Genomic DNA, 21,663 nt, shown 5'->3' with positions numbered 1-21,663 from the left:
TAATCAATCCAAATCGGGCCAGTGGTTCTTATCAAGCTCCTCTACAACAAAGCTCATCAGGCCTTGAGAAGCCTTATCTATCTCGCTTTTTGTTGGATGAGAGCTTTTCCCGTTAAATCGCCACTCTATCTTAGCAAAGTATGAGTATTTACCAAATAAATTCGTGGCCATTATATTTCTCGCCTCAGTTCTGTTAGATGCAAATTCCCCGTTTACCTTCAGCAGATAGCACACGTAAAACGGTTTTGAGCCCCGCCAGATGCTGTCTGCCTTGCTGACAAATTCAACCATTCTGTAGCTCTGGCTGGTATTCTGCTGGTCTGATGAGAGTAAATTCAATTGTCCTTCACGGTAACCTTTAACCACATTCCCTGCACCGAAATAGCATTCCTCCGGCACATGAGGTATCCGATCGTTAATTCCTGTGTAATAAGTGATAAAAAGCGAGCAAAATTTCGTAGGAGAATCTGAAGGTGCCTCAGTATTCTCAATTTCCCAGATAATGTAATCTGTAGTACCGAGCTCTTTTTCAATTTCTTTGTTTTCAATTTTTCTTTTCTTACGAACAACATACCCTTTTTTACCATCAATGTTCAGCTCGTCAAGAGAATTTTTCAGCTCAATCGGCTGTTTCTGAAGGTAGATGCCGAGATTGTCTATTATAATCCTTTTTCCTGCGGCCAATCCGCCGAGGATAATTACAAGAAGCAGAAATACAACATTTGATTTATTAAGCTTCATCTCTTTCTCCTCACTACCTTGGGAGAATCATCTTCTTTTTGCTTTTGTTCTTCACCTTCCTGTTCGAAGAGATTGTTCATAAACCAGTCAACGAGCCAGTAGAAGAAAAGAGCTATCGGAAGCATCATCATACCGAGCATATTGTGGTATATGCCCTTTGCATACTGCTGCCCGATATAGATATATATGAAGGCTGTTATTGTTACCCTGATTATGTTGCACAAAATAGCGATCGGAATTATAGATGCAATGAGCGTTGCTTTCTGCCATATCGGTCTGCTGTGAATATAGGCCATAGCCACACCGAGAGCAAGAAAGGCCATCATAAGCCTCATTCCGCTGCAGGCATCTGCCACGTTCAAAGCAGTTTCAAGAGGCACGCCTTTGTAGGTAACCTCAATTATCACACCTCTGACAGTTGCATCTATTTCCGGTATGGCATTGAGAAAAGCTGTTGTAACCTGAGAGGCTATCATCCTCATCGGCATTGTGAGCTCTCTGTAAAGCCTCGTAGGGATCGGAACAGCAAAGATCAAAAAAGCCACAGGCAGCCATAGATGATAAATCATCCGCCAGCCGCAGACAGCGAGAACTACAGCGCCTAATGCCGCTATCATAAGGACAGGCTCGCCGTAAGCGTATCTTATTTGCACTATATTGAAGATATATACTGTAAGTATAGCAGCCAGCGTCAAAACACCGATAAAAGAAGGCGAAGCCTTTTTGGAAAGCAGCTCTTCCTTTCTCTGATTGATCAGGTATAAACTGAAAAGCGGAATCAAAAACCCATGAGACCAGCTCGGGTCCTTCATCCATACCCGAACCATATCTTCAATATTGTTCCAGAAAAGCAGAACAAAAAGCACAGCAAGGACAGCCGTCTTCAGATAAAAGAGGCTCCCCAAAGATGCCCATGTGTATTTAACTTTTTCTGTCATCAGTTTTAAAATCAGCCTTAAAATTACCTGTTGTAATTGTAATCGTAATCATATTCACCTGTACGGTATATTCTGCTGTAATCGAAGCTGAAGCCGTAGTTTGCAGTGAAGGCATTTCTGAGCACGTAGAGCCAATAGCTAACGTCGCTTGTACCTACGTTAATCGTATCATCGCGTTTGATGTAGAAGTCCGGCTGCTGGCCACTTGCAATCTTATCGAGATTAACCATAACAATTTCTTCGTGGTCCTGGCCGATACGCCTTCTAACCTCGACATTCTCCGGCTCTGCAAGCTGTCCAAGCCCGCCTGCAGCAGCTACAGCCTGCATAAGCGTCATAGGCCTTCCGCTGAGAGTAATGTATCCTGGCTGATTAACATTTCCCATAACAACGCATTCGCCGATCCTGTCTGAAGGCACTGTGATCACATCGCCCGGCTTTATCACGATATTGTATCGCGGGTCTCCTTTGCGAAGAGCCTTCCAAGGGACTTCAATAACCCGCACCATATATCTCACAGGATTCTCCTGATCTTCAACATACCCTTCAGGGAGTGAATCCCGAACGCTTTCGTCCGATTCTGTCTGCTGCTGGTCCTGAGATTGCGTATCAGTTTGCTCCTGCTGTTCACCAACGACCACTTCAGTTTCCTTTTCTTCACCTGAAGCATCCTTCTCCACAGGCACCCATCGGCCGTTCTTGAAGACCCATTCTATATTCTCAGAACTGCCGTCGCCCTCAGCGAATGAAAGCACGGGCAGCTCGGCCGGAGCGATAAGCCTCAAGAGCTCTTCTTCGGCCTTTTGGAAGTCTATTTCTTCCTCTTCCACCTTCTTTTCCCTGCGTGAACGATATGAAACTCCCGGTATCTCTACTCCCGGCGGTGCGTACTGTGTCTCGGCACGCTGAGCAATCTCATCTTCTGAAAGCTGGCGTGTAATGTAGATATTCGTAACATTGAACTCATTACATCCGCCTGCCGTTGCAAGGGCATCAAGCAATCTGAAATCTCCGCCCCTTGGAACAAGATAACGCCCCCCTGCCACATTCGAGAGAAGGCCGGTTCCAAGGATAGAGAAAGACCTGTAATCAGAAGAAACAAGCGAGACCTTCACGACAGGAGTTTTTAATATATCCGGGGACAAGATCTGCTTGAGCTCAGATTCAAGCTCGTGCTCTGTGTAACCTTCCGCCTCCACGACACCAATCTCGGGAATAGAGATTCTGCCGCTCTCTGAAACGGTTAAGTCTTCAATGTAAGGAGAGTTTTCCTGAAGCAGCTCGTATATATTTACCCGCACGACATCTCCGGGATGAAGCGAATAATCGTCCATATAAGTTACCACATCCTCAGGTTTGGGGGGTTCGGGCTGAACAAACCTTTCAGGCTCTTCCTCGGCAAGCCCAAGAGAATCAAGTATTACATGCTGTACAGGAACAGGCCTGAACCTTCCTATCTGGGTTGGATCCCAAAACTTATTACGGCAACCGCCTGAAAAAAGTAATCCAAGAGCAACCGCTGAGAAAATCAACGCCTTTCTATGCATCATAAACCTTTAACATAATATATCATAAAAGCGAACAAGAGCTAATCACTCTTCTAAACAAATTTTACACCTCAAGACCGTCAAAACGGTGAGTGCGGGATTATGGCAAAAATTACTTGTATTGTCAATTTAATTTTATTCATCAGTAAAAACCTGCCGTAAAGCAGTATGTTTATTTCCTTGCGATCTACTGCCGGCTCAAAAGGCTCTTCTGCATTTAATCCTGAAAAAAGGCGAATAAACAATCATTCAGCCGGCTTTTAAGCTTTTTGAAAAGATTTCTTCAGAATACGTAAAAAATACTGACTGCCCGCAAAATTTTGCCGAAGTTTTCAGCAGAAGAGATTAAATTTCAGGTTATTATATGGTTTTGCCGCTCAGACTTAAGAAAAAATTGCTGCTGCGGGAATCTAAAATCAAAATTATATGCAAATTTTAAATTCTATGAATATAATCATCGTCAAAGACTCATTTTAACTAACAGCCGAGTGAGAGCAGAATGGATTTTTTCAGGTTTCTACAGACAATTATGTTTTGCATTTGCATTGCGGGGGGATTTTTATTCCTTTCTTTGAGCTATGCTGCGCCTGAGATAGAACTTTATTTCCAAAACCGGCAAACACTTATCGAAACAGAGAAAATGATTGAAAAGCTTCGTGAGAAAAAATTTATTTGCCAGTCCCAGATGGAGATGCTCAAAAGAGATCCTAAACTTTTGCAGATTTTTCATGATAAGATGTTTAACGTATATAAAAAGGCGAGCCCATACCCTGAACCAAGCGAACAGGACAGCCGGAAAGCTGAGCTGATACTCAAAGAGCTTGGAGACATAAAAACAGAAGACAAGAGCCGCTGGGAGTGGCTGAAATTTGCAGGCAAAGGGCAAAACCGCAAACTCCTGTTTATTTGCGGGGCCTTGCTGATTGTAACGGCCTTCACATTTTTAGGCGGATTCAATCCCCACTCTAACCCGAATCTCGGAAGCCAAGATAAACTTTCCAGCGGAAAAGAAGAGGAGTTCGCCGAATGAATAATGAGAAAAAATTGGAGCTTCTCGCCCCTGCGGGAAATTTTGACTGCCTTAAATCAGCTGTAAGTGCAGGAGCGGATGCAGTTTATCTCGGACTTGAAACACTCAACGCGAGAAGAGGAGCAGGAAATTTCAGCTCAGAGCAGCTGAAAGAAGCTGCCCGCTTCGCACGCTGTGAGGGAGTGAAAACATATCTCACGCTCAACACGCACATATCATTCAGAGAAACAGGGCAGGCAGCAAGGGCTTTAGAGCTTGCAGCAGAAGCAGGAATAGAAGCAGTTCTGATAACTGATCCGATGTTTATTGAACTGGCGGGGAGCTTCCCGGAACTTGACTTTCATTTCAGCACACAGGCAGGAATTGAAAATTCTATGGGCGTTCAATTTGCAAGCAGAGCAGGAATAAAAAGAGCGGTGCTTGCAAGAGAGCTCAGCGAGGAGGAAATAAAAGCCGCCTCAAGGATGGATTCAGTGGAAACAGAAGTGTTTGTTCAGGGAGCGATGTGTTTCTGCGTTTCGGGCAGATGCCTTCTTAGCAGCTGGGGCGGCGGACGCAGCGGAAACAGAGGAACGTGCACAAGCCCCTGCAGGGTACTCTGGAAAGATTCGAGGGGGGCTGAAGCACCTCGCCTTTCAATGCACGATTTGAGCCTTATTGAAAGGCCTGAAGAAATCAAGAAGGCAGGAGTAAGCTGCATAAAAATAGAGGGGCGTCTTAAAAAGCCTGAATGGGTTTACAAAACGGTACAGCTTTTCAGAAGGGCCTTGGATGGAGAGGCTGAGGCTTCAATCCATAACGAGCTTTCTGATTACACCGGAAGGAAGCAGACTGCCGGCTATTTCGACGGGCAAAGAATAAAACTCTGCGGAGGCAGCGGCAGGATTTCGAGCGAGGCCGGCAAAGATCTGGAAAATAAAGAAGATTCTGCAAGCGGTACCGAAAAGGGCAAAGAATTTTTCACAGTATCAGTGTCCACAACGAACGGGAAATTTGAAGCAGAGGTCCGAATCAGCGAAGAAGAGAAGGAGATAATACATTTGCCGCTTACGGCAGTAAAAAAAGCTAAGCGGGGAGTAAACGCGGAGAACATTGCCTATCTGCTTGCGACACAGAATTATCAGAACGCAGAATTTGCCGGGATTGAATTCGATGAACCCGAAAGGCTCTATTCAAAAAAAACAGCAAACTCGCTCGCCGATGAGCTGAGCAGAATTTTCCATCAAAGACAGAAAAAAGCCCACGATTCTACAATTCGTATCCCTCTAAGACAGCAGGCAAAAGACACAATTAAAGCCTCCCAGCGAAACAAAGAGAACAAATTCCCCCTCACCCGCGAGGCTAAGGTGAACTCTGTTCGGGCAGATTACCCCTGCGCAAAGCAGGTAGCGGGGAGCCTTTACACATTTGAGCAGGTGGTGGTGGAGAATTTGGAGCTCGGAAAATTATCCTCGCTTCGTAAAAATTGGCTCGCAGCCCTGCCGCAAGTATTTTACGAAGACAGAATAGAATATTTCAAAACTCTTGCTGAAAAGGCCAGGGATAACGGGATTACCTTGGAAGTGAACAGCTGGGCGGGGGTTGAGATTGCTCTTCAGGCCGGCGCTGAATTTACCGCAGGTCCCGGGCTTATGATACTCAATCATACAGCAGCAAAAGCTCTGAAAAATCTTGGAGCAAAAGAGGCAATGATAAGCATAGAGGCAGACAAAAAGAAGATCCGAGAGCTTTCAGAGGCGAGTCCCCTGCCGCTTTCGCTTACAGTTTGCGGCTTCCCATGCCTTGGCATTACCCGAGCGAAAATTGATGAAAAGGCTCTGGAAGGCCAAACTTTGGAGGATGAAAGGGGGATCAGGCTGAAGCTCGAACCTTCAAATGAAAACACAATACTCAGATCTCAGGATGCATACTCAATTCTCGGCAGCGATGAGAGAGGTATAAAGGTAAGAAGATTATGCGCAGACCTTGCAGGCATCAAAGACCCTGCAAAACTGAAAGATGCAGCTAACCGACTGAGAAAAGGCCTGCCCTTCACAAAGAAAAAGTCCTTCCAGTTCAATTTTCAAAGAAACCTTACCTGAACAAACTCGCAATCAAAGAAGCTTTTCGCCTTTGTTTTTGCGTACCTGTTCAATCATTTCCTTGATATCGCCGCATTTTTCTCTTGGGCAGATAAAGGTTACATCATCAGTATGGGCAACCACCATATTCTCAACGCCTATGCCTGCAATGGTATGCCCATCTTCCTGATTGATAATAATGTTATTTGAGCAGTTAATGAGCTCAGGCTCACTTCCCGAGAGTGCGTTATTATCGCTGTCCTGATTTATTACCTGCATCAGGGCGTCGTAAGAGCCCATATCAATCCAGCTGCAGTCGAGCTTGATAGAATAAACCGATGGACTCTTTTCCATAACAGCATAATCAATGCTTATTTTGGGCACTTCCTTGAAACGCTCTTCGATTACTTCGTCCTGCCTCTTTGAGCCTATCTTTTTCTGAATTTTCTTAAGCGGCTTCTTGCAGTCTGGGAGGTAGTGATAAAGGCTGCTGAGGATAGCCTGCGTTTTCCATACAAACATCCCTGAATTCCAGAGATAATTTCCGCTTTCCAGATAGTCCTCAGCCTTGACTGCATCGGGCTTCTCCTTAAAGCTTTCCACTTTGTAAACCTCGCTGCCGTCATATGCGGTTCTCTTGCCCAGCCTGATATAACCGTACTGAGTGCTTGGGTATGCAGGCTTGATTCCGAAAGTGATAAGATTTTCCGGATTATCGTTGACAAACTGAACAGCCTCACCGAGAGTTTGGGCAAATTTATCCTCCGGTTCTATGATGTGGTCTGCTGTAACGACTGTCATAGATGAATCTGCATCTTTATCTGCAATGAATGATGCAGCCAGCCCCACCGCACCTGCTGTATTTCGCATATACGGCTCGCCTATAATGTTCTTCTTCGGGACTTCCGGAAGAATCTTCTTTACCTTCTTCGTATGTGCATCGTTTGTTTGGACGAAAATCTTCTTGGGCTCGAAAACCGGCAGGAGCCTTTCAAAAGCCTTCCTCAGAAGGGTTTCGCCTCCGAAAATATCAATAATCTGCTTAGGCCTGTCCTTTCGGCTTAAGGGCCAAAGCCTCGTTCCTGAACCTCCCGCCATAATTACTGCATAATCCATCATTCTCTCCAGTAAGATAGAACCAAAAAAGCCCGCAACAAATGCGGGCTTAAATATCAGTATTATTCAGATTCCTTACTGCTCAGTAAATTGTACACTTCTTCAGCATCCTGAGCGTCCTGAAGCTTCTGCCTGAAATCTCCATCAAGCATAAGCCGGCTGATTTTTGCAAGAGCCTGAATATGCGGACCCGTCTGGCCAGCAGGAGAAACAAGCAAAATAACAATACTTACAGGCTTGTTATCTATGCTGTCGAAATCAATTTCTGAGCTGGCAATACCCATTGCCATTATCAGCTCGTTCACACCTTTGCTCTTCCCGTGCGGGATAGCTATTCCCTGCCCGATACCTGTGCTTCGGGTCATTTCTCGGGTCATTACCTTGTCTAAAACATCATCACGGTCTGTAAGCAGGCCGTTTTCGTTGAGCTTGTCTATAAGCTCTTCAATTACATCATCCTTCTCAGCCGACTTTAAAGGCACTATAATTGATGATTTTTTCAGTATCTGTGAGATTAGCATTCTTTTTTTCCGTTTTTAATAAAACAATAGCTGTTTGATACAACCATCAGATAATTCTAATGCTTTCCCAAAGCTTTTCAAGCTTTTTCAAAAAACGATAAAAGCTTAATACGCAATTCGGCAATATGTTAGGCTAAACTGAAAACCGAAATTCTGCAAGAATTAGGGGAGCTGGGCAGGAGTCTTTTGTTGCAGAATCGGCAGCATTTTGTAGAATAATCAGTAAACTTTGCAGAGAAAATAAATGGAAAGAGCATTTTTCAGAAATAAACACAGAATTTCAGATAATCTGCAGTTCAGAGAGATAATAAGAAGCGGCCGACGGGAATGCACGAGCCTTGTGAATGTTTACGCTGCGCCGAACGGGCTTGACCACTCCCGTCTCGGTGTATCTGTCGGCAAGAGATTCGGAAAAGCATTCGAGCGAAATCATCTCAAGCGTCTTGCGAGGGAATCATTTCGCCTGAATCGGCACAAACTACTTGTCCCCTGCGATATTGTTATCCTTTTCAGTAGAAGGCTCTCCAGTTCCAAGGCTGATGTTATGAAAATCAGGCAGCAGCAAATCGGAAGATGCGTTGATAAAGCCTTTGATAAATTTAACGCTGCTATGAGCGAAGGGCAGAGGTAAGGCAATGATTATCTTCTGAAGCGTTTTAGAAGCATATATAAAACTTTAAGGCTGAAATTATGAAAACTGAGATGAAACTTTTTTTCAAAACAGAGATTTTCTCCTGCCCCCATTTGCTTGGAGCCTTTTATGCTTCATAAACCGGAGATGATCTTCAGGCAACTCAAAAGGTTTTTCAGCAAAAGCCGCTGGCTTGTTCAGCTTTTGGGTCTAAATTATGTATCTAAAGACAGCGAAAAACGCGGGCTTGTGCTCGTTCAGATTGATGCGGTTTCCAGAAAGCAGTTCGAGAGGGCGCTCAGCACAGGAAAAATGCCCTTTGTTAAGAGCCTTATTGAAAGCCAGCATTACAAAATGTGGAATCATTATTCAGGTATGCCCTGCGCAACGCCCGGGGCTCAGGGAGAGCTTTTTTACGGGGTTAAATGCTGCGTCCCTTCCTTTTCGTTTTATGACAGGCAAACAGAGCGGGTATTTGCGATGTTTAATCCTGCTGAAGCAAGAGAAATCCAATCCCGCCTTGAAGAACAGGGGAAAGGGCTTTTCGAAGGCGGCAGCGCATACTCAAACATATTCACCGGCTCTGCAAGTGAGCCGCATTTCTGTATTGCCGATCTCCGGCTCTCAGAGGTTTTCAAACTCCGCAGAACAATCCGCTTTCTGGCGGCAGTAGTTTTCCACTCATTCAGTCTTTTGAGGGTTGCGGGGCTTCTGGTTGTGGAATTCAGCCTCGCTCTAATTGATTTCTTCCGCGGCCTCACTGCCGGGGAAAATCTCTGGAAGGAGCTTAAATTTGTCCCCTCACGGGTTGGGCTGTGCGTCCTTCTGCGTGAGATAATCATAATATCTTCGAAGCTTGATATGACTCGGGGCCTGCCGATAATTCAGCTCAACCTGATCGGCTACCATGAGCAGTCTCACAGGCGCGGTGCGAGCTCAAAATTCGCCCTCTGGACTCTAAAGGGTATAGACAATTCCATCAAGCGAATCTGGAAAAGCTCCATCAAAGCAGAAAAGGAATATGACTTCTGGATATACTCTGACCACGGACAAGTGGACAGCTTGTCTTATGAGGGGTATTTCGGTGAATCCATTCAAGAAACGGTACGTGCTGCGCTTGCCCCTGGAGGCGGGGTTTCAAGAGAGGGCAAAAACAATAAACGACTCACATTTCTAAACCGGCTCGGCTGGCGGCTTAACAAAAGAAAGCCTGAACAGCCAGAACAAACCAAAGAAAATTCGGAGATTATCGTTACCGATATTGCTCCTGAGGCTAATGTCTATCTGCCGGAGAAAATGAAAAATCAAAAAAGACAAGCAGCGGAGAAACTGATTAGGACAGGCAAAATTCCGCTTATTTTCTTTTGTGATGACGATAAAGTTATAGCGAAAAATTCAGATGGAGAGTTTGAAATTACGCCGGGCAGCAGGGAATTTTTTGATAATGATTTTGTTCCCGATGAGATTGCTGAGGATTTTATAAATAAATGCAGAAGCGATAATGCAGGCGATCTTGTGATATCAGGCTATCAGGGCAGAACCCTGCCTTACTTCACTTTTAAGAAAGAAAACGGCTCTCACGGCGGGATCCATGAAGAGGAGTACACCGGTTTTGTTCTCGCTCCGGAAAATGATCCCTTCAGAATGCAGAGCAGAAGCTATCTCCGCCCGCTTGATTTAAGAAAGGCTGCATTTGAAGTGCTCGGAAAGACAGAAACCCTTGGCGGGGAAAGCATAAAAAAGGTTGAATCCAGGCAGCCGGATGTTTTCAGGGTGATGACTTATAACGTTCACAGCTGCGTAGGGATGGACGGGAAGCTCTCCCCGCTTCGGATAGCACGCGTACTTGAACAGTACGACCCGGATATAGTCTGCCTCCAGGAACTTGACCTCGGGCGTGAGAAAACAGGGCAAAAAGACCAGACCAAAATCATAGCAGAGATCCTTGAAATGGATCACTTCTTCCTACCCGCCTTGGAATACGAAGAGGAGCAGTACGGAGATGCGATTCTTAGCCGCTTCCCCATGAAACTGCTCAAGGCAGACCTGCTCCCGGGGGTTTACAGCAGATACGATAAAGAACCCAGAGGGGCACTGCTCGCTGAGATTGAAATATCGGGAAGGAAAATTCAGTTAGTTAATACCCATCTGGGGCTTACGGGGAAAAATCAAAATTCTCAGATTGATGCCCTTTTGGGTGAAAGCTGGGAAGCGGGATCTGGAAGCACCGAGAATTATCTTTTATGCGGGGATTTCAATTTCGATTCGCGCAGTAGTCTTTACAGGAAATGTTCGGAAACCTTCAAAGAAGCCGTGCCGGACAGCCCGCCATACAACACATACTGCGGGAGGCATCCTTTTCTTAGAATAGACCACATCTTCTATAAAGGCAAGCTCAAGCCCGTTAAATGCTCAGCGGGAGACTCTGATCTGGACAGAATAGCATCAGACCACAGGCCTCTTATAGCAGATTTCAAGTTTTCCGACTGACAAACTGCTACTGCTGGAGAGTTTGCCTGTAGAGACGGACATACTGCTCGCCTGCAGCGTGGATTGAATAATGGTTTGCGATATTCTCAGCTTCATGGCACATGGAGCGATACAATTCAGGAGAGGAATAGATTTTGTTGATGCAGTCGGCGTAGATTTTAGGATTCTGCGAACGAACAAGCAGGCCATTTTGCTTTATGAGCTCCTCGCTGCCTTGGCAGTCGCTGGAAACAATCGGCATTCCAGTTGAGATCGCCTCCAGCACAGAATTGCTCATGCCCTCATTCTCACTGCACATAAGATATATATGATTTTCGCTGTACACCTCTGCGAGCCTGCTGTGGTCAACGGCTCCGAGAAAATTTACCCTGTTATGCAGTTTCCTTTCGGCGGTAAGCCTTTTTAGCTCTGTGGTAAGCTCACCTGTGCCTGCAATATTCAGCTCGGCATCCACGCCCATCTGCACAAGAAGCGAAAGAGACTCAATCGCTATATCCACGCGCTTTCGATGAGTGAGCCTTGCAACCATAAGAAGCTTTAATCTGGATGAATTAAAGGCCCTCTCTGCAGGCGGGAAAAGGTCTCTGTCAACGCCGTTTGGAATAACTTCAATCGGCGAGGAGCTGTAAAACTTTTCGGCAAGGGTTTTGAGCCCCTTGCTGTTCGCTGCGATTCTGTCCGCAGAGCCCCAGATACGCTTGAACAATCCTGACAGCAGGATATAGTCTAGACCAAGGGAGCTGTTGTAGCCGGGCACATCTGAACCTCGAAGCGAGATAATATATCCAAGCTTGCTGCGTCTCTGCCAAGCGGGAAGGCCTGAGGGAAATGCAAAAAAGCAGTGAGAGAGGTCGTAGCTGCCCTTTTCTATCATATCCTTATGAACCGACCCTGCCCTCCAGAGCCACTGAACAACCTCCTTCTTTCGCCATTTATGAAGCTCTTTTTTCTCTATGCCCACCTTAACCAAACGTATATTTTCGCTGAAAGCCTCCTCACTTACCCCACTTCCGGCAAAGGAAGTTAGAAGGTCTGCCTGTATATCATCCCTTGCCGAGAACGCCTTGAGCAGATTGCGGTTTGCTATTCCCGCCCCGCCGCCGAGAGGCGGATACTCATAATTTATCATTAAAAGCTTTATCTTTTTCATAACCGCGCCGCAATACCAAATAAATTTCCAGAAGCCGCTGATGATTATGATATTTCAAAAACCGCAAATATGACAGAACTTTTTTGCGTTTCTGCAGTATGAGGGCGGAAAGCAAAAATATTATGCAAAATTTTGACTTCTGAGCGGGCAAAAGATATGGAAAAATTTTCAAATTTTTGTATAATCTCGCAGATTTTGCTGTATAAGTCTTGACCAGACGCGTAAAACACTGTAACCAGCTTGGCAAAGGGAAATATAAGTGCCTAAACGAGAAGATATTAAGAAGATTCTGATAATCGGCTCCGGCCCGATTGTAATCGGGCAGGGATGTGAGTTTGACTATTCCGGTGCGCAGGCCTGCAAGGTTCTCAAACAGGAGGGCTTTGAGGTGGTGCTGGTAAACAGCAACCCTGCTACGATTATGACAGATCCTGAAATGGCGGACAAAACCTATATTGAGCCGATTACGGCTGAGATAGTAGAAAAAATTATTGAGGCTGAAAGGCCGGACAGCATCCTTCCTACCCTCGGCGGGCAGACAGGTCTGAATACTGCTGTTGAGGTGGCCGAGAGAGGCGTTCTTGAGAAGTACGGCGTTAAGATGATCGGCGCCAACCTCGAAACCATCCAGAAAGCCGAAGAGAGGGATCTATTCAAAAAGACAATCGAGCAGATTGGACTTGAAGTTCCTCAGAGCGGCTACGCCCACAGCTGGGAAGAAGCACATGAGATCGTAGAGCGGATTAAATTTCCGGCGATTATCAGGGCTTCCTTCACCCTCGGCGGTATGGGCGGAAACATAGCCTACAATATGGAGGAGTATGAGAAGTACTGCAAATGGGGCTTCGACCTGAGCCCGATAAGCGAGGTTCTCGTTGAGGAATCTGTAATCGGCTGGAAGGAATATGAGCTGGAGGTAATGCGGGATAATAAAGACAACGTTGTGATTGTCTGCCCGATAGAAAACCTCGACCCGATGGGAGTTCATACCGGCGACAGCATAACTGTTGCACCGTCTCAAACTCTCACGGACAAGGAATATCAGGCGATGCGTAATGCTGCGATTGATATTATCCGTGCGATTGGCGTTGAGACAGGCGGGTGCAATATACAGTTCTCGGTTAATCCGGATAACGGAAAAATATACGTGATTGAGATGAACCCGCGTGTATCGAGGAGCTCTGCTCTTGCGTCCAAGGCAACAGGCTTTCCTATTGCGAAGATGGCCGCTCTGCTGGCGGTCGGGTACACCCTTGATGAGATCAGCAACGATATAACAAAAGAAACTCCTGCCTGCTTTGAACCCACGATAGATTACTGCGTGGTAAAATACCCCCGCTTTACTTTCGAGAAATTCCCGAAAACAGCCCCGGAGCTTACCGTCCAGATGAAATCAATCGGCGAGGCGATGGCCATAGGGAGAACCTTCAAAGAGGCCTTCCAGAAATCAATACGCTCGCTTGAGATAGAGAGATACAGTCTGGATTCAAAATATATCAATGCTGAAATTTCCGACGATGAGCTTCGTTCAATCCTCAGCGGTATGCGCTGGGATAAGGTATGGTATATTGCCGAAGCTATTCGGAGAGGTTTCAGTATTGAAGAGATCTTCTCTCTTTCCAAGATCGACCGGTGGTATTTGAATAATTTCCGCGAGATTGTAGAAATGGAGAAGAGGCTCAAATCATCAAAGCTCAAAGACCTTTCCATTGAAACTCTTAAACGCTGCAAGGAAATGGGCTTTTCCGATAAGTATCTCGCTGAGATTTACGGAATTTCTCAGCCGGAATTCAGGGCTCGCCGCAAAGAGGCAGGGATACAAAACGTTTACAAGATGGTGGACACCTGCGGGGCAGAATTCGAAGCGCACACACCATATCTTTACGGCACCTATGAGGAGGAATGCGAGGCCTGTCCTACAGAGAGGAAGAAGGTGGTAATCCTCGGAGGCGGCCCTAACCGTATCGGGCAGGGAATCGAATTCGACTACTGCTGCGTGCATGCAGCCTTTGCCCTGAAGGAAATCGGCATTGAAGCGATAATGGTAAACTGCAACCCCGAAACGGTGAGTACAGATTACGACACATCAGACAAGCTGTTCTTCGAGCCGCTTACGTTCGAAGATGTGATGAACATCATAGACAAGGAAAAGCCTTACGGCGTGATAGTTCAGTTCGGCGGCCAAACCCCGCTCAAACTGGCAGATGCCCTCGAGGAAGCGGGGGTAAATATAATCGGAACAGCGCCTGAGGCAATCTCAAGAGCGGAAGACAGGAAACTGTTTAATGCAGTAGTTGAGAAGCTCCAGCTCCAGCAGCCCTTCAGCGGCACTGCCCGAACGTACGAAGAAACGCTCAAGATTGCAGATGAGCTTGGTTATCCCCTGCTGATTCGTCCTTCGTTTGTTCTCGGCGGGCGTGCGATGGAAATCGTGTACGACCAGAACGCCCTTGAGAATTGCGTTAAGAATGCAGTTGAGGCGGCCGGGAAGCACCCGATACTCGTTGACAAATTCCTTGATGATGCCACTGAGCTGGATGTTGATGCGGTCAGCGACGGCGAGGATGTGGTTATAGGCGGAATTATGGAGCATATTGAAGAGGCGGGGATACACTCCGGCGACAGCGCTTGCGTTCTACCGCCGGTATCGCTGGATGAGGATGTGCGGCAGCGGGTAATTCAGCAGACAAAATCGCTCGCTGTTGAGCTTGGCGTATGCGGTCTGATGAATATACAGTTTGCAATAAAGGATAAAGAGATTTACATACTGGAGGTGAATCCAAGGGCTTCAAGAACAGTTCCTTTTGTCAGCAAGAGTATTGGAAGGCCGCTTGCGAAAGTTGCAGCTAAGGTGATGGCTGGTCAGAAGCTCAGAGACCTCGGAATATTCGAGCAGATAGTTCCAAAGCACCATTCGGTGAAAGAAGCGGTGTTCCCGTTCCTCAAATTCCCCGGAGCGGACACCATCCTCGGGCCGGAGATGCTCTCGACTGGCGAGGTGATGGGAATCTGCAACGAATACGGCATGGCCTACGCAAAGGCGCAGCTTGCCTGCAAGAACAAACTGCCCGTTAAGGGGACGATCTGCTTCAGTGTGAAAGACTGGGACAAGCCCAAGGCAGTTGAGCTGGCAAAGCAGCTCGATGAATGCGGCTTCAAGATCACTGCAACCAAAGGCACTTGCGAGGCGATGAGAAAAGCGGGCATTAAAGCCGAGCTGGCAAATAAGGTTAATCAAGCACGCCCGAATATCGTTGATTCGATAATCAATATGGATATAGACCTTGTTATAAATACAACAGTGGGCGAGAAAAGCATTGCAGACTCCTTCGCAATAAGGCGGACAGCTCTGGACAAGGGTATTCCTTACGTTACAACAATGCGTGGAGCAGCAGCAGCAACAAAAGGCATAAAAACCTTATGCACCAAAGAAATGATGGTTAAGAGTATTCAGGAATACTACACAGATTCATAACTAAAAGGATGATAAATTGAAGGCAGTTCTTTTATTAGAAGACGGGACAGTTTTTCACGGCCGAGGCTTCGGGGCGGAATCTTACCGCTGCGGCGAGGTTGTGTTTAATACGAGTATGACAGGTTATCAGGAAATCCTGACAGATCCCTCATACAACGAGCAGATAATCACAATGACCTACCCGCTTATCGGGAACTACGGGACAAACAGCGAAGACTACGAAAGCATAAGAAGCTATGCAAGCGGGTTCATCGTTAAGGAAGCCTGCGACTATCCGAGCAGCTGGAGAAATGAAGCAAGTCTTGATGATTGGCTTAAAACTCAGGGAATCGTAGGGCTTGAGGGGATAGATACTAGAAAGCTCGTGCGCCATATACGCAACAAAGGCGCAATGCGGGGAATTATCTCGCACGGGGAAACTGATGCAGAAAGCCTTAGAAATAAGCTCAGCGAATACCCCGGACTCGTGGGAAGAAATATCGTAAACAGCATCAGCGCTGGCGAGCCTTTTCACTGGGACGAAGGCACACACGATATATACAAGACAGGCTGCAAACTTCCCGAGATTGAGTATAAAGTGGCGGCGTATGACTACGGGATCAAGAGAAACATCCTCAGACTGCTCCGCTCACACGGATTCAGCGTTACTGTTGTGCCAGCTGAGATGCCCGCAGAAGATGTTCTTAAGATGAATCCGGACGGGGTGTTTCTAAGCAACGGCCCAGGCGACCCTGCGGCAGTGAACTGCGGAATTGAAAACGTACGCAAGCTTCTCGGGAAAGTGCCGATGTTTGGAATCTGCCTCGGACAGCAGATTCTCGCTCTCGCACTCGGGGCAAAGAGCTACAAGCTCAAATTCGGACACAGAGGAGCAAATCATCCGGTGAAGAATCTGAAAACAGGGAAAATTGAGATAACAAGCCAAAATCACGGGTTCTGCATAGATCTTGATTCAATTGGCGATAAGGTTGAGGCTACACACATAAACCTAAACGACAATACTCTTGCGGGAATTAAATGTAGAGATTACCCGGCCTTTGCCGTACAGTATCATCCTGAGGCATCGCCCGGACCGCACGATTCGAGATACCTCTTCGAAGACTTCAAAAAGATGATAAGACAGTTCAAGCAGTAGAGAAAGCCTTAAAACTGAAATTCAATTACTGAGGGGTAATTCCCTGAAACTTATACGGATTTTCAGAAAGCCCGGGGCCGGCCTCAGTTAATGCCGGAGATCCCGGGCTTTTTTCACATTTCCCTGATTATAAAACACAATTCATCTCAAGAAATGCGATCATTCTAACTTAATAAATTACAGTTATATGTCTGCATAAAAGTTGTATTGATTTAGTTTTTTATTAAAATGCTCAGCATAATATATCAACATAAAAATTGGAGAAAAGCCTAATGGGTGATACATTAACATACAAAATACTTAAGTCTCACTTAATGGAGGGAAGCCTTGAGAAAGGCAGCCCTGCGGGGATAAGGATAGACCAAACGCTCACTCAAGACGCCACAGGCACAACAGCATACCTGCTGTTCGAATCGATGGGTGCGGGTAGAGTGAAAACCGAGAAAAGCGTGAGCTATATCGACCACAATATGAGCCAGTTCGGCCCGGAAAATCACAACGACCACCTCTACCTTCAGACAGTAGCAGCTAAGAGCGGAGCTTATCACAGCAGAGCAGGCAACGGTATATGCCATCAGGTTCATCTGGAGCGCTTCGGCAGACCCGGGGCAACCCTTCTCGGCAGCGATTCGCACACACCTACCTGCGGCGGGATCGGTATGATAGCAATCGGGGCAGGCGGGCTTGATGTGGCAGTAGCGATGGGCGGCGGGGCATTCTTCCTCACTGCACCGAAAGTAATAGGCGTTAAGCTTACCGGCAAACTCCCCCCGTGGACAGCGAGCAAGGATATTATCCTCAAGCTTTTGAGCATACTCACGACAAAGGGGAATGTGGGCTGCGTGGTAGAATATTTCGGCGAAGGTGTTAAAAATCTAAGCGTCCCGCAGAGGGCCACCGTTACCAATATGGGGGCTGAGCTCGGGGTAACAACGAGCGTATTCCCAAGCGATGAGGTTACAGAGGGCTTTTTGAAGGCACAGAAAAGAGGCAATGATTATCAGCCTCTCGAAACAGATTCTGATGCCGAATACGACAGAATAATAGAGATTGACCTTTCTTCGCTTGAACCTATGGCAGCCTGCCCTTCCTCGCCCGATAATATCAAATCGGTTAAAGAAATTGAGGACACAGAAGTGCAGCAGGTGATTATCGGAAGCTGCACAAACTCCAGCTACACGGACTTGATGATGGCTGCAAAAGTTATGAAGGGCAAAACAATTGCTCCTTTCGTGGAGCTGGGGGTGGCTCCCGGAAGCAGGCAAGTGCTCAATATGCTTGCGAGCAACGGGGCTCTCTCGGATATTATAGCAGCGGGGGCAAGAATCCTCGAATGCGGGTGCGGGCCTTGCATCGGGCAGGGCTTCTCCCCTGCCAACGATACTGCAACAGTGCGCACGTTCAACAGAAATTTCGCAGGAAGAACCGGGACCAAGGGCGACAACGCATATCTTGTCAGCCCGGAGACAGCAGTGGCAGCTGCCCTGACCGGCAAACTCACAGACCCACGAAAGCTTGGAGTTGAGTACCCGGAAATAGAGATGCCCGAGGCCTTCACAATAGATGACAGCCTAATACAGGAACCGCTCGGAAAAGAGGAGGCCAAGAGGTGCGAGGTGCAGAGAGGGCCTACGATTGTGGTCCCGGAGGCGCCGAAATATCTGCCCGAGAAGCTTGAGGGCAATGCACTTCTCAAGTGCGGCGATAAGATTACGACAGACCACATTATGCCTGCGGGGGCTTATCTTAAGTTCCGCTCGAATGTGCCGGAATATGCGAAGGTAGTTTTCAACTGCTTCAATGAAGAAGGCAAACCTACATTCGCAGACAGAGCCCTCAAGCTGAAAAATCAGGGCAAGGCAGGAATTATCATTGCAGGTGAGAGCTACGGCCAGGGTTCTTCAAGAGAACATGCGGCGCTTTGCCCGATGTATCTGGGGGTGAGGGCTGTGATAGCGAAATCAATCGAAAGGATACACAAGGCCAACCTCATCAACTTTGCAATTGTTCCGATAGAGTTTGAAAATCCGGCAGATTACGACGGCATCTCCCAAGAAGATGAGATTGTAATACCGAATCTGCTGGAGGCAGTGAAATCTGAAGACAGCGTGGTAATTGAAAACAAAACCAAGGGCAAAACTCTAACCGGCAAGCTCAATCTCTCGCCCAGAGACAGAGATATCCTGCTCAGCGCCGGCCTTCTTAATTACACAAAAAATCTCAACAAAGAGAGCTGAAAGCCTATGGAAATCGACAAGGAAACGCTTGAAGAAGGCGAAATTTTCTCGCCACGTTTCAATAAAGACGGACTGATCCTCGCAATATGCCAGGAAGAGAAAACCGGTGAGGTGCTGATGGCTGCGTATATGAATGAAGATGCCTTGAGGGAAACCATCGAAACGGGCAGAGCCGTTTTCTACAGCAGGTCTCGCGGTAAACTGTGGCGTAAAGGCGAGCAAAGCGGGCATTTTCAGAGGGTAAAGAGAATATTTACCGACTGCGATCAGGACTGCCTGCTTTTGAAGGTTGAAATAGATCAGGGACAGTGTCATGTGGGGTATAAAAGCTGCTTCTACAGAGAAGTGCTGGATAAACACAGCCTTAAAAAAACCGCCGAGAAGGTTTATGACCCTAAAGAGGCGTACAGTAAAGAAGCAGGGCAATCAGGAAAGCAAAGCTGAAAAATCGCTTTTATTCCAGCAGATATAGGATAGAATACTCGTTTGATTTAATCTAAACGAAAAGGAATGAGTTATGATAAATACAATTCAGGGCGATTTAAGAGCAGACGACTGTAAATTTGCCATAGTGGTAAGCCGTTTTAACGAGTTCATTACCAGCAAACTGCTTGATGGAGCGATAGACTCTCTCAAGAGGCACGGCGCAGACGAATCAGACTGCACGGTGGTTTGGGTGCCCGGGTCTATCGAAATCACCCCTGCTGCAAAAAAGCTTGCAAAGAGCGGCAAATACGATGCTGTGATTTGTATTGGCGCTGTAATCCGCGGGCAAACCCCGCATTTCGATTACGTATGCCAGCAGATATCACGAGGCGTAGGGCAGATTTACTACGATTCGGAAATCCCCGTGATGTTCGGCGTTGTTACAGTTGACAGCATTGAACAGGCGATTGAGCGTGCAGGCACAAAAGCAGGCAACAGCGGCGCAAAGGCTGCTGAAGGGGCTATTGAGATGGTCAACGTTCTCAGGCAAATATAAAGCAATGACAGAGCGTAAGAAATTGCACAGAAAAACAGAGGCCAGAGAGATTGCAATGCAGCTTCTGTTTCAACTTGAACAGCAGAGCCTGCTTATTCAATCCGAAACACCCGGCAAGACTGTGCCTAGCTCGGGCTGGAACAGGAATGAGCTGATTCGGGATTTTGCGGCGCAAAACGCCAGAGATAACTTCACAGCTGAAACAGCGAAAAAATGGGTTTACGGAGTGATTGAAAACCTAAAAACTTGCGATGAAATGGTTGGGACAGTTTTGAAGAAATGGTCTGTTGAGAGGGTTATGCCTTTGGAGAGGGCTGTGATAAGGCTCTGCGTTTATCAGATAATCTTCTGCGATGAAATACCGCCAAAAGTTGCGATAAATGAAGGTGTGGAGATGGCAAAAAAATTCGGCACCTCACACTCCTCAAAATTCGTAAACGGGGTTCTTGATGCAGTTTATAAACGCTACGGTCAAACCGAAGAAAACGAGGCAGCTTATGAGAACAATATCAATACTTAACCAGAAAGGCGGCGTGGGCAAAACCACAACATCTGCAAACGTTGCTGCCTGCCTGGCAGAGAGCGGGAAAAGAACATTGGTTGCGGATATGGATCCGCAGGCACATCTGACGCTTCATTTCGGGATAGATCCAAATGAAATTGAATTCAGCATTTACGAACTGCTAACCGAAAGCTGCGGGCTGGAGGATGCGGCAGAAGAAATTCGTGAAAATCTAACCCTCCTGCCTGCAAATATCGATCTTGTGGGGGCTGAAAGCGAAATATGGGAGGCCGAAAACAGAGAGCAGATTTTAAGCCGCAAACTGGCCGCCTCAGAGCTGAATTTTGATTACGTTATCATAGACTGCCCGCCATCGCTCGGGCTTTTATCACTGAATGCCCTCGCTGCTTCAGATGAGGTGATAATACCGCTTCAGCCGCATTTTCTAGCACTGCAGGGGCTGAGCAAACTGCTTGAAACGGTGGAGATTGTAAGCAGCAGAATCAATCCTGAGCTCAAGGTTCTGGGGGTTCTGCTGTGTATGTTTGATACTAGAACCAGCCTTTCAAAAGAGGTGAAAAACGACATCGCCGAATTTCTTGAGGCAAGCAGAAACAGCGGACATCCGTGGGAAAATGCCAAGGTGATTCCAACCGCTGTTCGAAACAATATAAAGCTCGCTGAAGCCCCGGGATACGGGAAAACAATTTATGAATACGAACCCAACTGCAACGGCGCTATCGACTACCGGATGGTAACAGGCTTTATAACCGGCGAATATATCGATTTTGAAAGAGATTTAGAGGCTTAAATGGCAGATATAAAAGATGTGAAAGTGGTCAAGAACCCATCAGAAGAGTTGAAGGCTGAATGCAGAAACTGGCCTGTATGGGAGTCTCCTGCGAGGGAGTTCGACTGGTTCTACACTGAAACCGAAATGGCTCTGATAATAGAGGGCGAGGTGGAGATATTCAGCCAGGACGGCAAAGAGAGCGTAAAGCTTGAGGCCGGAGATTATGCAGAATTTCCTGAGGGTCTGGAATGCAGATGGAACATTACCAAAGAGCTGAAGAAGCACTATGAATTCAAATAACCCTCCCAAAATAAT

General features: G+C 46.7%; 18 protein-coding genes. 12 read left to right on the top strand and 6 right to left on the bottom strand.

Annotated features, from left to right (window positions below):
- Nucleotides 1-3 precede the first annotated feature (3 nt).
- From STSP1_RS11950 to STSP1_RS11940, 3 genes are read right to left on the bottom strand one after another with little or no spacing between them, the layout of a single operon-like run.
- Complete coding sequence (locus STSP1_RS11950; RefSeq protein ID WP_085756557.1) at nucleotides 4-741, bottom strand: hypothetical protein; 738 nt, start codon at nucleotides 739-741, stop codon at nucleotides 4-6.
- Nucleotides 738-1,679 (bottom strand): exosortase/archaeosortase family protein, encoded by a 942-nt coding sequence (locus STSP1_RS11945; protein WP_085756556.1) that lies wholly within the window; start codon nucleotides 1,677-1,679, stop codon nucleotides 738-740. Before STSP1_RS11945 ends, STSP1_RS11950 begins: the two co-directional genes overlap by 4 nt.
- A gap of 23 nt (nucleotides 1,680-1,702) precedes the next feature.
- A complete protein-coding gene (locus tag STSP1_RS11940; protein ID WP_085756555.1) occupies nucleotides 1,703-3,229 on the bottom strand; it encodes a polysaccharide biosynthesis/export family protein in 1,527 nt (508 codons plus the stop codon).
- Nucleotides 3,230-3,797: 568 nt separating this feature from the next.
- Between STSP1_RS11940 and STSP1_RS11935 the strand changes: the two genes are divergently transcribed.
- Together STSP1_RS11935 and STSP1_RS11930 are read left to right on the top strand one after the other, a co-directional pair.
- Nucleotides 3,798-4,256 carry a hypothetical protein gene (locus tag STSP1_RS11935; protein ID WP_123807045.1) on the top strand — a complete coding sequence of 153 codons (459 nt, stop codon included), beginning with the start codon at nucleotides 3,798-3,800 and terminating at the stop codon, nucleotides 4,254-4,256.
- Nucleotides 4,253-6,337, top strand: coding sequence for a U32 family peptidase (locus tag STSP1_RS11930; protein ID WP_085756553.1), 2,085 nt, complete (start codon nucleotides 4,253-4,255; stop codon nucleotides 6,335-6,337). The genes STSP1_RS11935 and STSP1_RS11930 overlap by 4 nt, the downstream gene beginning before the upstream one ends.
- Nucleotides 6,338-6,349: 12 nt before the next feature.
- Here STSP1_RS11930 and STSP1_RS11925 read toward each other — a convergent pair whose 3' ends face one another.
- Entirely contained in the window at nucleotides 6,350-7,435 is a 1,086-nt protein-coding gene (locus STSP1_RS11925; protein WP_085756552.1) for a mannose-1-phosphate guanylyltransferase, read from the bottom strand.
- Nucleotides 7,436-7,494: 59 nt separating this feature from the next.
- On the bottom strand, nucleotides 7,495-7,953 hold the full coding sequence (locus STSP1_RS11920; RefSeq protein WP_085756551.1) for a PTS sugar transporter subunit IIA: 459 nt from the start codon (nucleotides 7,951-7,953) through the stop codon (nucleotides 7,495-7,497).
- A gap of 244 nt (nucleotides 7,954-8,197) precedes the next feature.
- Here STSP1_RS11920 and rnpA point away from each other — a divergent pair, with 244 nt between their 5' ends.
- Both rnpA and STSP1_RS11910 read left to right on the top strand, forming a co-directional pair.
- Nucleotides 8,198-8,584, top strand: coding sequence for a ribonuclease P protein component (gene rnpA, locus STSP1_RS11915; protein ID WP_085756550.1), 387 nt, complete (start codon nucleotides 8,198-8,200; stop codon nucleotides 8,582-8,584).
- Nucleotides 8,585-8,713: 129 nt separating this feature from the next.
- Nucleotides 8,714-11,074 (top strand): endonuclease/exonuclease/phosphatase family protein, encoded by a 2,361-nt coding sequence (locus STSP1_RS11910; protein WP_085756549.1) that lies wholly within the window; start codon nucleotides 8,714-8,716, stop codon nucleotides 11,072-11,074.
- 7 nt (nucleotides 11,075-11,081) lie between these two features.
- On the opposite strand, the gene STSP1_RS11905 is transcribed toward STSP1_RS11910, so the two are convergent.
- Complete coding sequence (locus tag STSP1_RS11905) at nucleotides 11,082-12,224, bottom strand: glycosyltransferase family 4 protein (protein ID WP_085756548.1); 1,143 nt, start codon at nucleotides 12,222-12,224, stop codon at nucleotides 11,082-11,084.
- Nucleotides 12,225-12,483: 259 nt separating this feature from the next.
- Between STSP1_RS11905 and carB the strand changes: the two genes are divergently transcribed.
- From carB to STSP1_RS11860, 8 genes are all read left to right on the top strand, one after another.
- The gene (gene carB, locus STSP1_RS11895; protein WP_085756546.1) at nucleotides 12,484-15,699 is read left to right on the top strand and encodes a carbamoyl-phosphate synthase large subunit; all 3,216 of its coding nucleotides are present in this window, start codon (nucleotides 12,484-12,486) and stop codon (nucleotides 15,697-15,699) included.
- A gap of 16 nt (nucleotides 15,700-15,715) precedes the next feature.
- Complete coding sequence (gene carA, locus STSP1_RS11890) at nucleotides 15,716-16,834, top strand: glutamine-hydrolyzing carbamoyl-phosphate synthase small subunit (protein ID WP_085756545.1); 1,119 nt, start codon at nucleotides 15,716-15,718, stop codon at nucleotides 16,832-16,834.
- A gap of 272 nt (nucleotides 16,835-17,106) precedes the next feature.
- Nucleotides 17,107-19,071: an aconitate hydratase gene (locus STSP1_RS11885; RefSeq protein WP_085756544.1), complete on the top strand. Its 1,965-nt coding sequence runs from the start codon at nucleotides 17,107-17,109 to the stop codon at nucleotides 19,069-19,071.
- A gap of 6 nt (nucleotides 19,072-19,077) precedes the next feature.
- Entirely contained in the window at nucleotides 19,078-19,515 is a 438-nt protein-coding gene (hisI, locus tag STSP1_RS11880; RefSeq protein WP_085756543.1) for a phosphoribosyl-AMP cyclohydrolase, read from the top strand.
- A 73-nt stretch (nucleotides 19,516-19,588) separates the two neighbouring features.
- Nucleotides 19,589-20,053 carry a 6,7-dimethyl-8-ribityllumazine synthase gene (gene ribH, locus STSP1_RS11875; protein WP_193432580.1) on the top strand — a complete coding sequence of 155 codons (465 nt, stop codon included), beginning with the start codon at nucleotides 19,589-19,591 and terminating at the stop codon, nucleotides 20,051-20,053.
- Entirely contained in the window at nucleotides 20,022-20,573 is a 552-nt protein-coding gene (gene nusB / locus STSP1_RS11870; RefSeq protein WP_161491729.1) for a transcription antitermination factor NusB, read from the top strand. The genes ribH and nusB overlap by 32 nt, the downstream gene beginning before the upstream one ends.
- On the top strand, nucleotides 20,503-21,366 hold the full coding sequence (locus STSP1_RS11865) for a ParA family protein (protein ID WP_085756541.1): 864 nt from the start codon (nucleotides 20,503-20,505) through the stop codon (nucleotides 21,364-21,366). Before nusB ends, STSP1_RS11865 begins: the two co-directional genes overlap by 71 nt.
- Nucleotides 21,367-21,648 carry a cupin domain-containing protein gene (locus STSP1_RS11860; RefSeq protein WP_085756540.1) on the top strand — a complete coding sequence of 94 codons (282 nt, stop codon included), beginning with the start codon at nucleotides 21,367-21,369 and terminating at the stop codon, nucleotides 21,646-21,648.
- Nucleotides 21,649-21,663: the final 15 nt, after the last annotated feature.

Origin of the sequence: Sedimentisphaera salicampi, assembly GCF_002117005.1 — a bacterium.
GTDB lineage: Bacteria > Planctomycetota > Phycisphaerae > Sedimentisphaerales > Sedimentisphaeraceae > Sedimentisphaera > Sedimentisphaera salicampi.
The sequence above is the reverse complement of the archived record's forward strand: the minus strand, read 5'-3'. Positions and strand labels throughout refer to the sequence as shown.

What these genes read in the sequence shown, in the direction of transcription:
- STSP1_RS11950 (WP_085756557.1), bottom strand. Translation starts at nt 741, where the DNA reads ATGAAGCTTAATAAATCAAATGTTGTATTTCTGCTTCTTGTAATTATC.
- STSP1_RS11945 (WP_085756556.1), bottom strand. Translation starts at nt 1,679, where the DNA reads ATGACAGAAAAAGTTAAATACACATGGGCATCTTTGGGGAGCCTCTTT.
- STSP1_RS11940 (WP_085756555.1), bottom strand. Translation starts at nt 3,229, where the DNA reads ATGATGCATAGAAAGGCGTTGATTTTCTCAGCGGTTGCTCTTGGATTA.
- STSP1_RS11930 (WP_085756553.1), top strand. Translation starts at nt 4,253, where the DNA reads ATGAATAATGAGAAAAAATTGGAGCTTCTCGCCCCTGCGGGAAATTTT.
- STSP1_RS11925 (WP_085756552.1), bottom strand. Translation starts at nt 7,435, where the DNA reads ATGATGGATTATGCAGTAATTATGGCGGGAGGTTCAGGAACGAGGCTT.
- STSP1_RS11920 (WP_085756551.1), bottom strand. Translation starts at nt 7,953, where the DNA reads ATGCTAATCTCACAGATACTGAAAAAATCATCAATTATAGTGCCTTTA.
- rnpA (WP_085756550.1), top strand. Translation starts at nt 8,198, where the DNA reads ATGGAAAGAGCATTTTTCAGAAATAAACACAGAATTTCAGATAATCTG.
- STSP1_RS11910 (WP_085756549.1), top strand. Translation starts at nt 8,714, where the DNA reads ATGCTTCATAAACCGGAGATGATCTTCAGGCAACTCAAAAGGTTTTTC.
- STSP1_RS11905 (WP_085756548.1), bottom strand. Translation starts at nt 12,224, where the DNA reads ATGAAAAAGATAAAGCTTTTAATGATAAATTATGAGTATCCGCCTCTC.
- STSP1_RS11885 (WP_085756544.1), top strand. Translation starts at nt 17,107, where the DNA reads ATGGGTGATACATTAACATACAAAATACTTAAGTCTCACTTAATGGAG.
- hisI (WP_085756543.1), top strand. Translation starts at nt 19,078, where the DNA reads ATGGAAATCGACAAGGAAACGCTTGAAGAAGGCGAAATTTTCTCGCCA.
- ribH (WP_193432580.1), top strand. Translation starts at nt 19,589, where the DNA reads ATGATAAATACAATTCAGGGCGATTTAAGAGCAGACGACTGTAAATTT.
- STSP1_RS11865 (WP_085756541.1), top strand. Translation starts at nt 20,503, where the DNA reads ATGCAGTTTATAAACGCTACGGTCAAACCGAAGAAAACGAGGCAGCTT.
- STSP1_RS11860 (WP_085756540.1), top strand. Translation starts at nt 21,367, where the DNA reads ATGGCAGATATAAAAGATGTGAAAGTGGTCAAGAACCCATCAGAAGAG.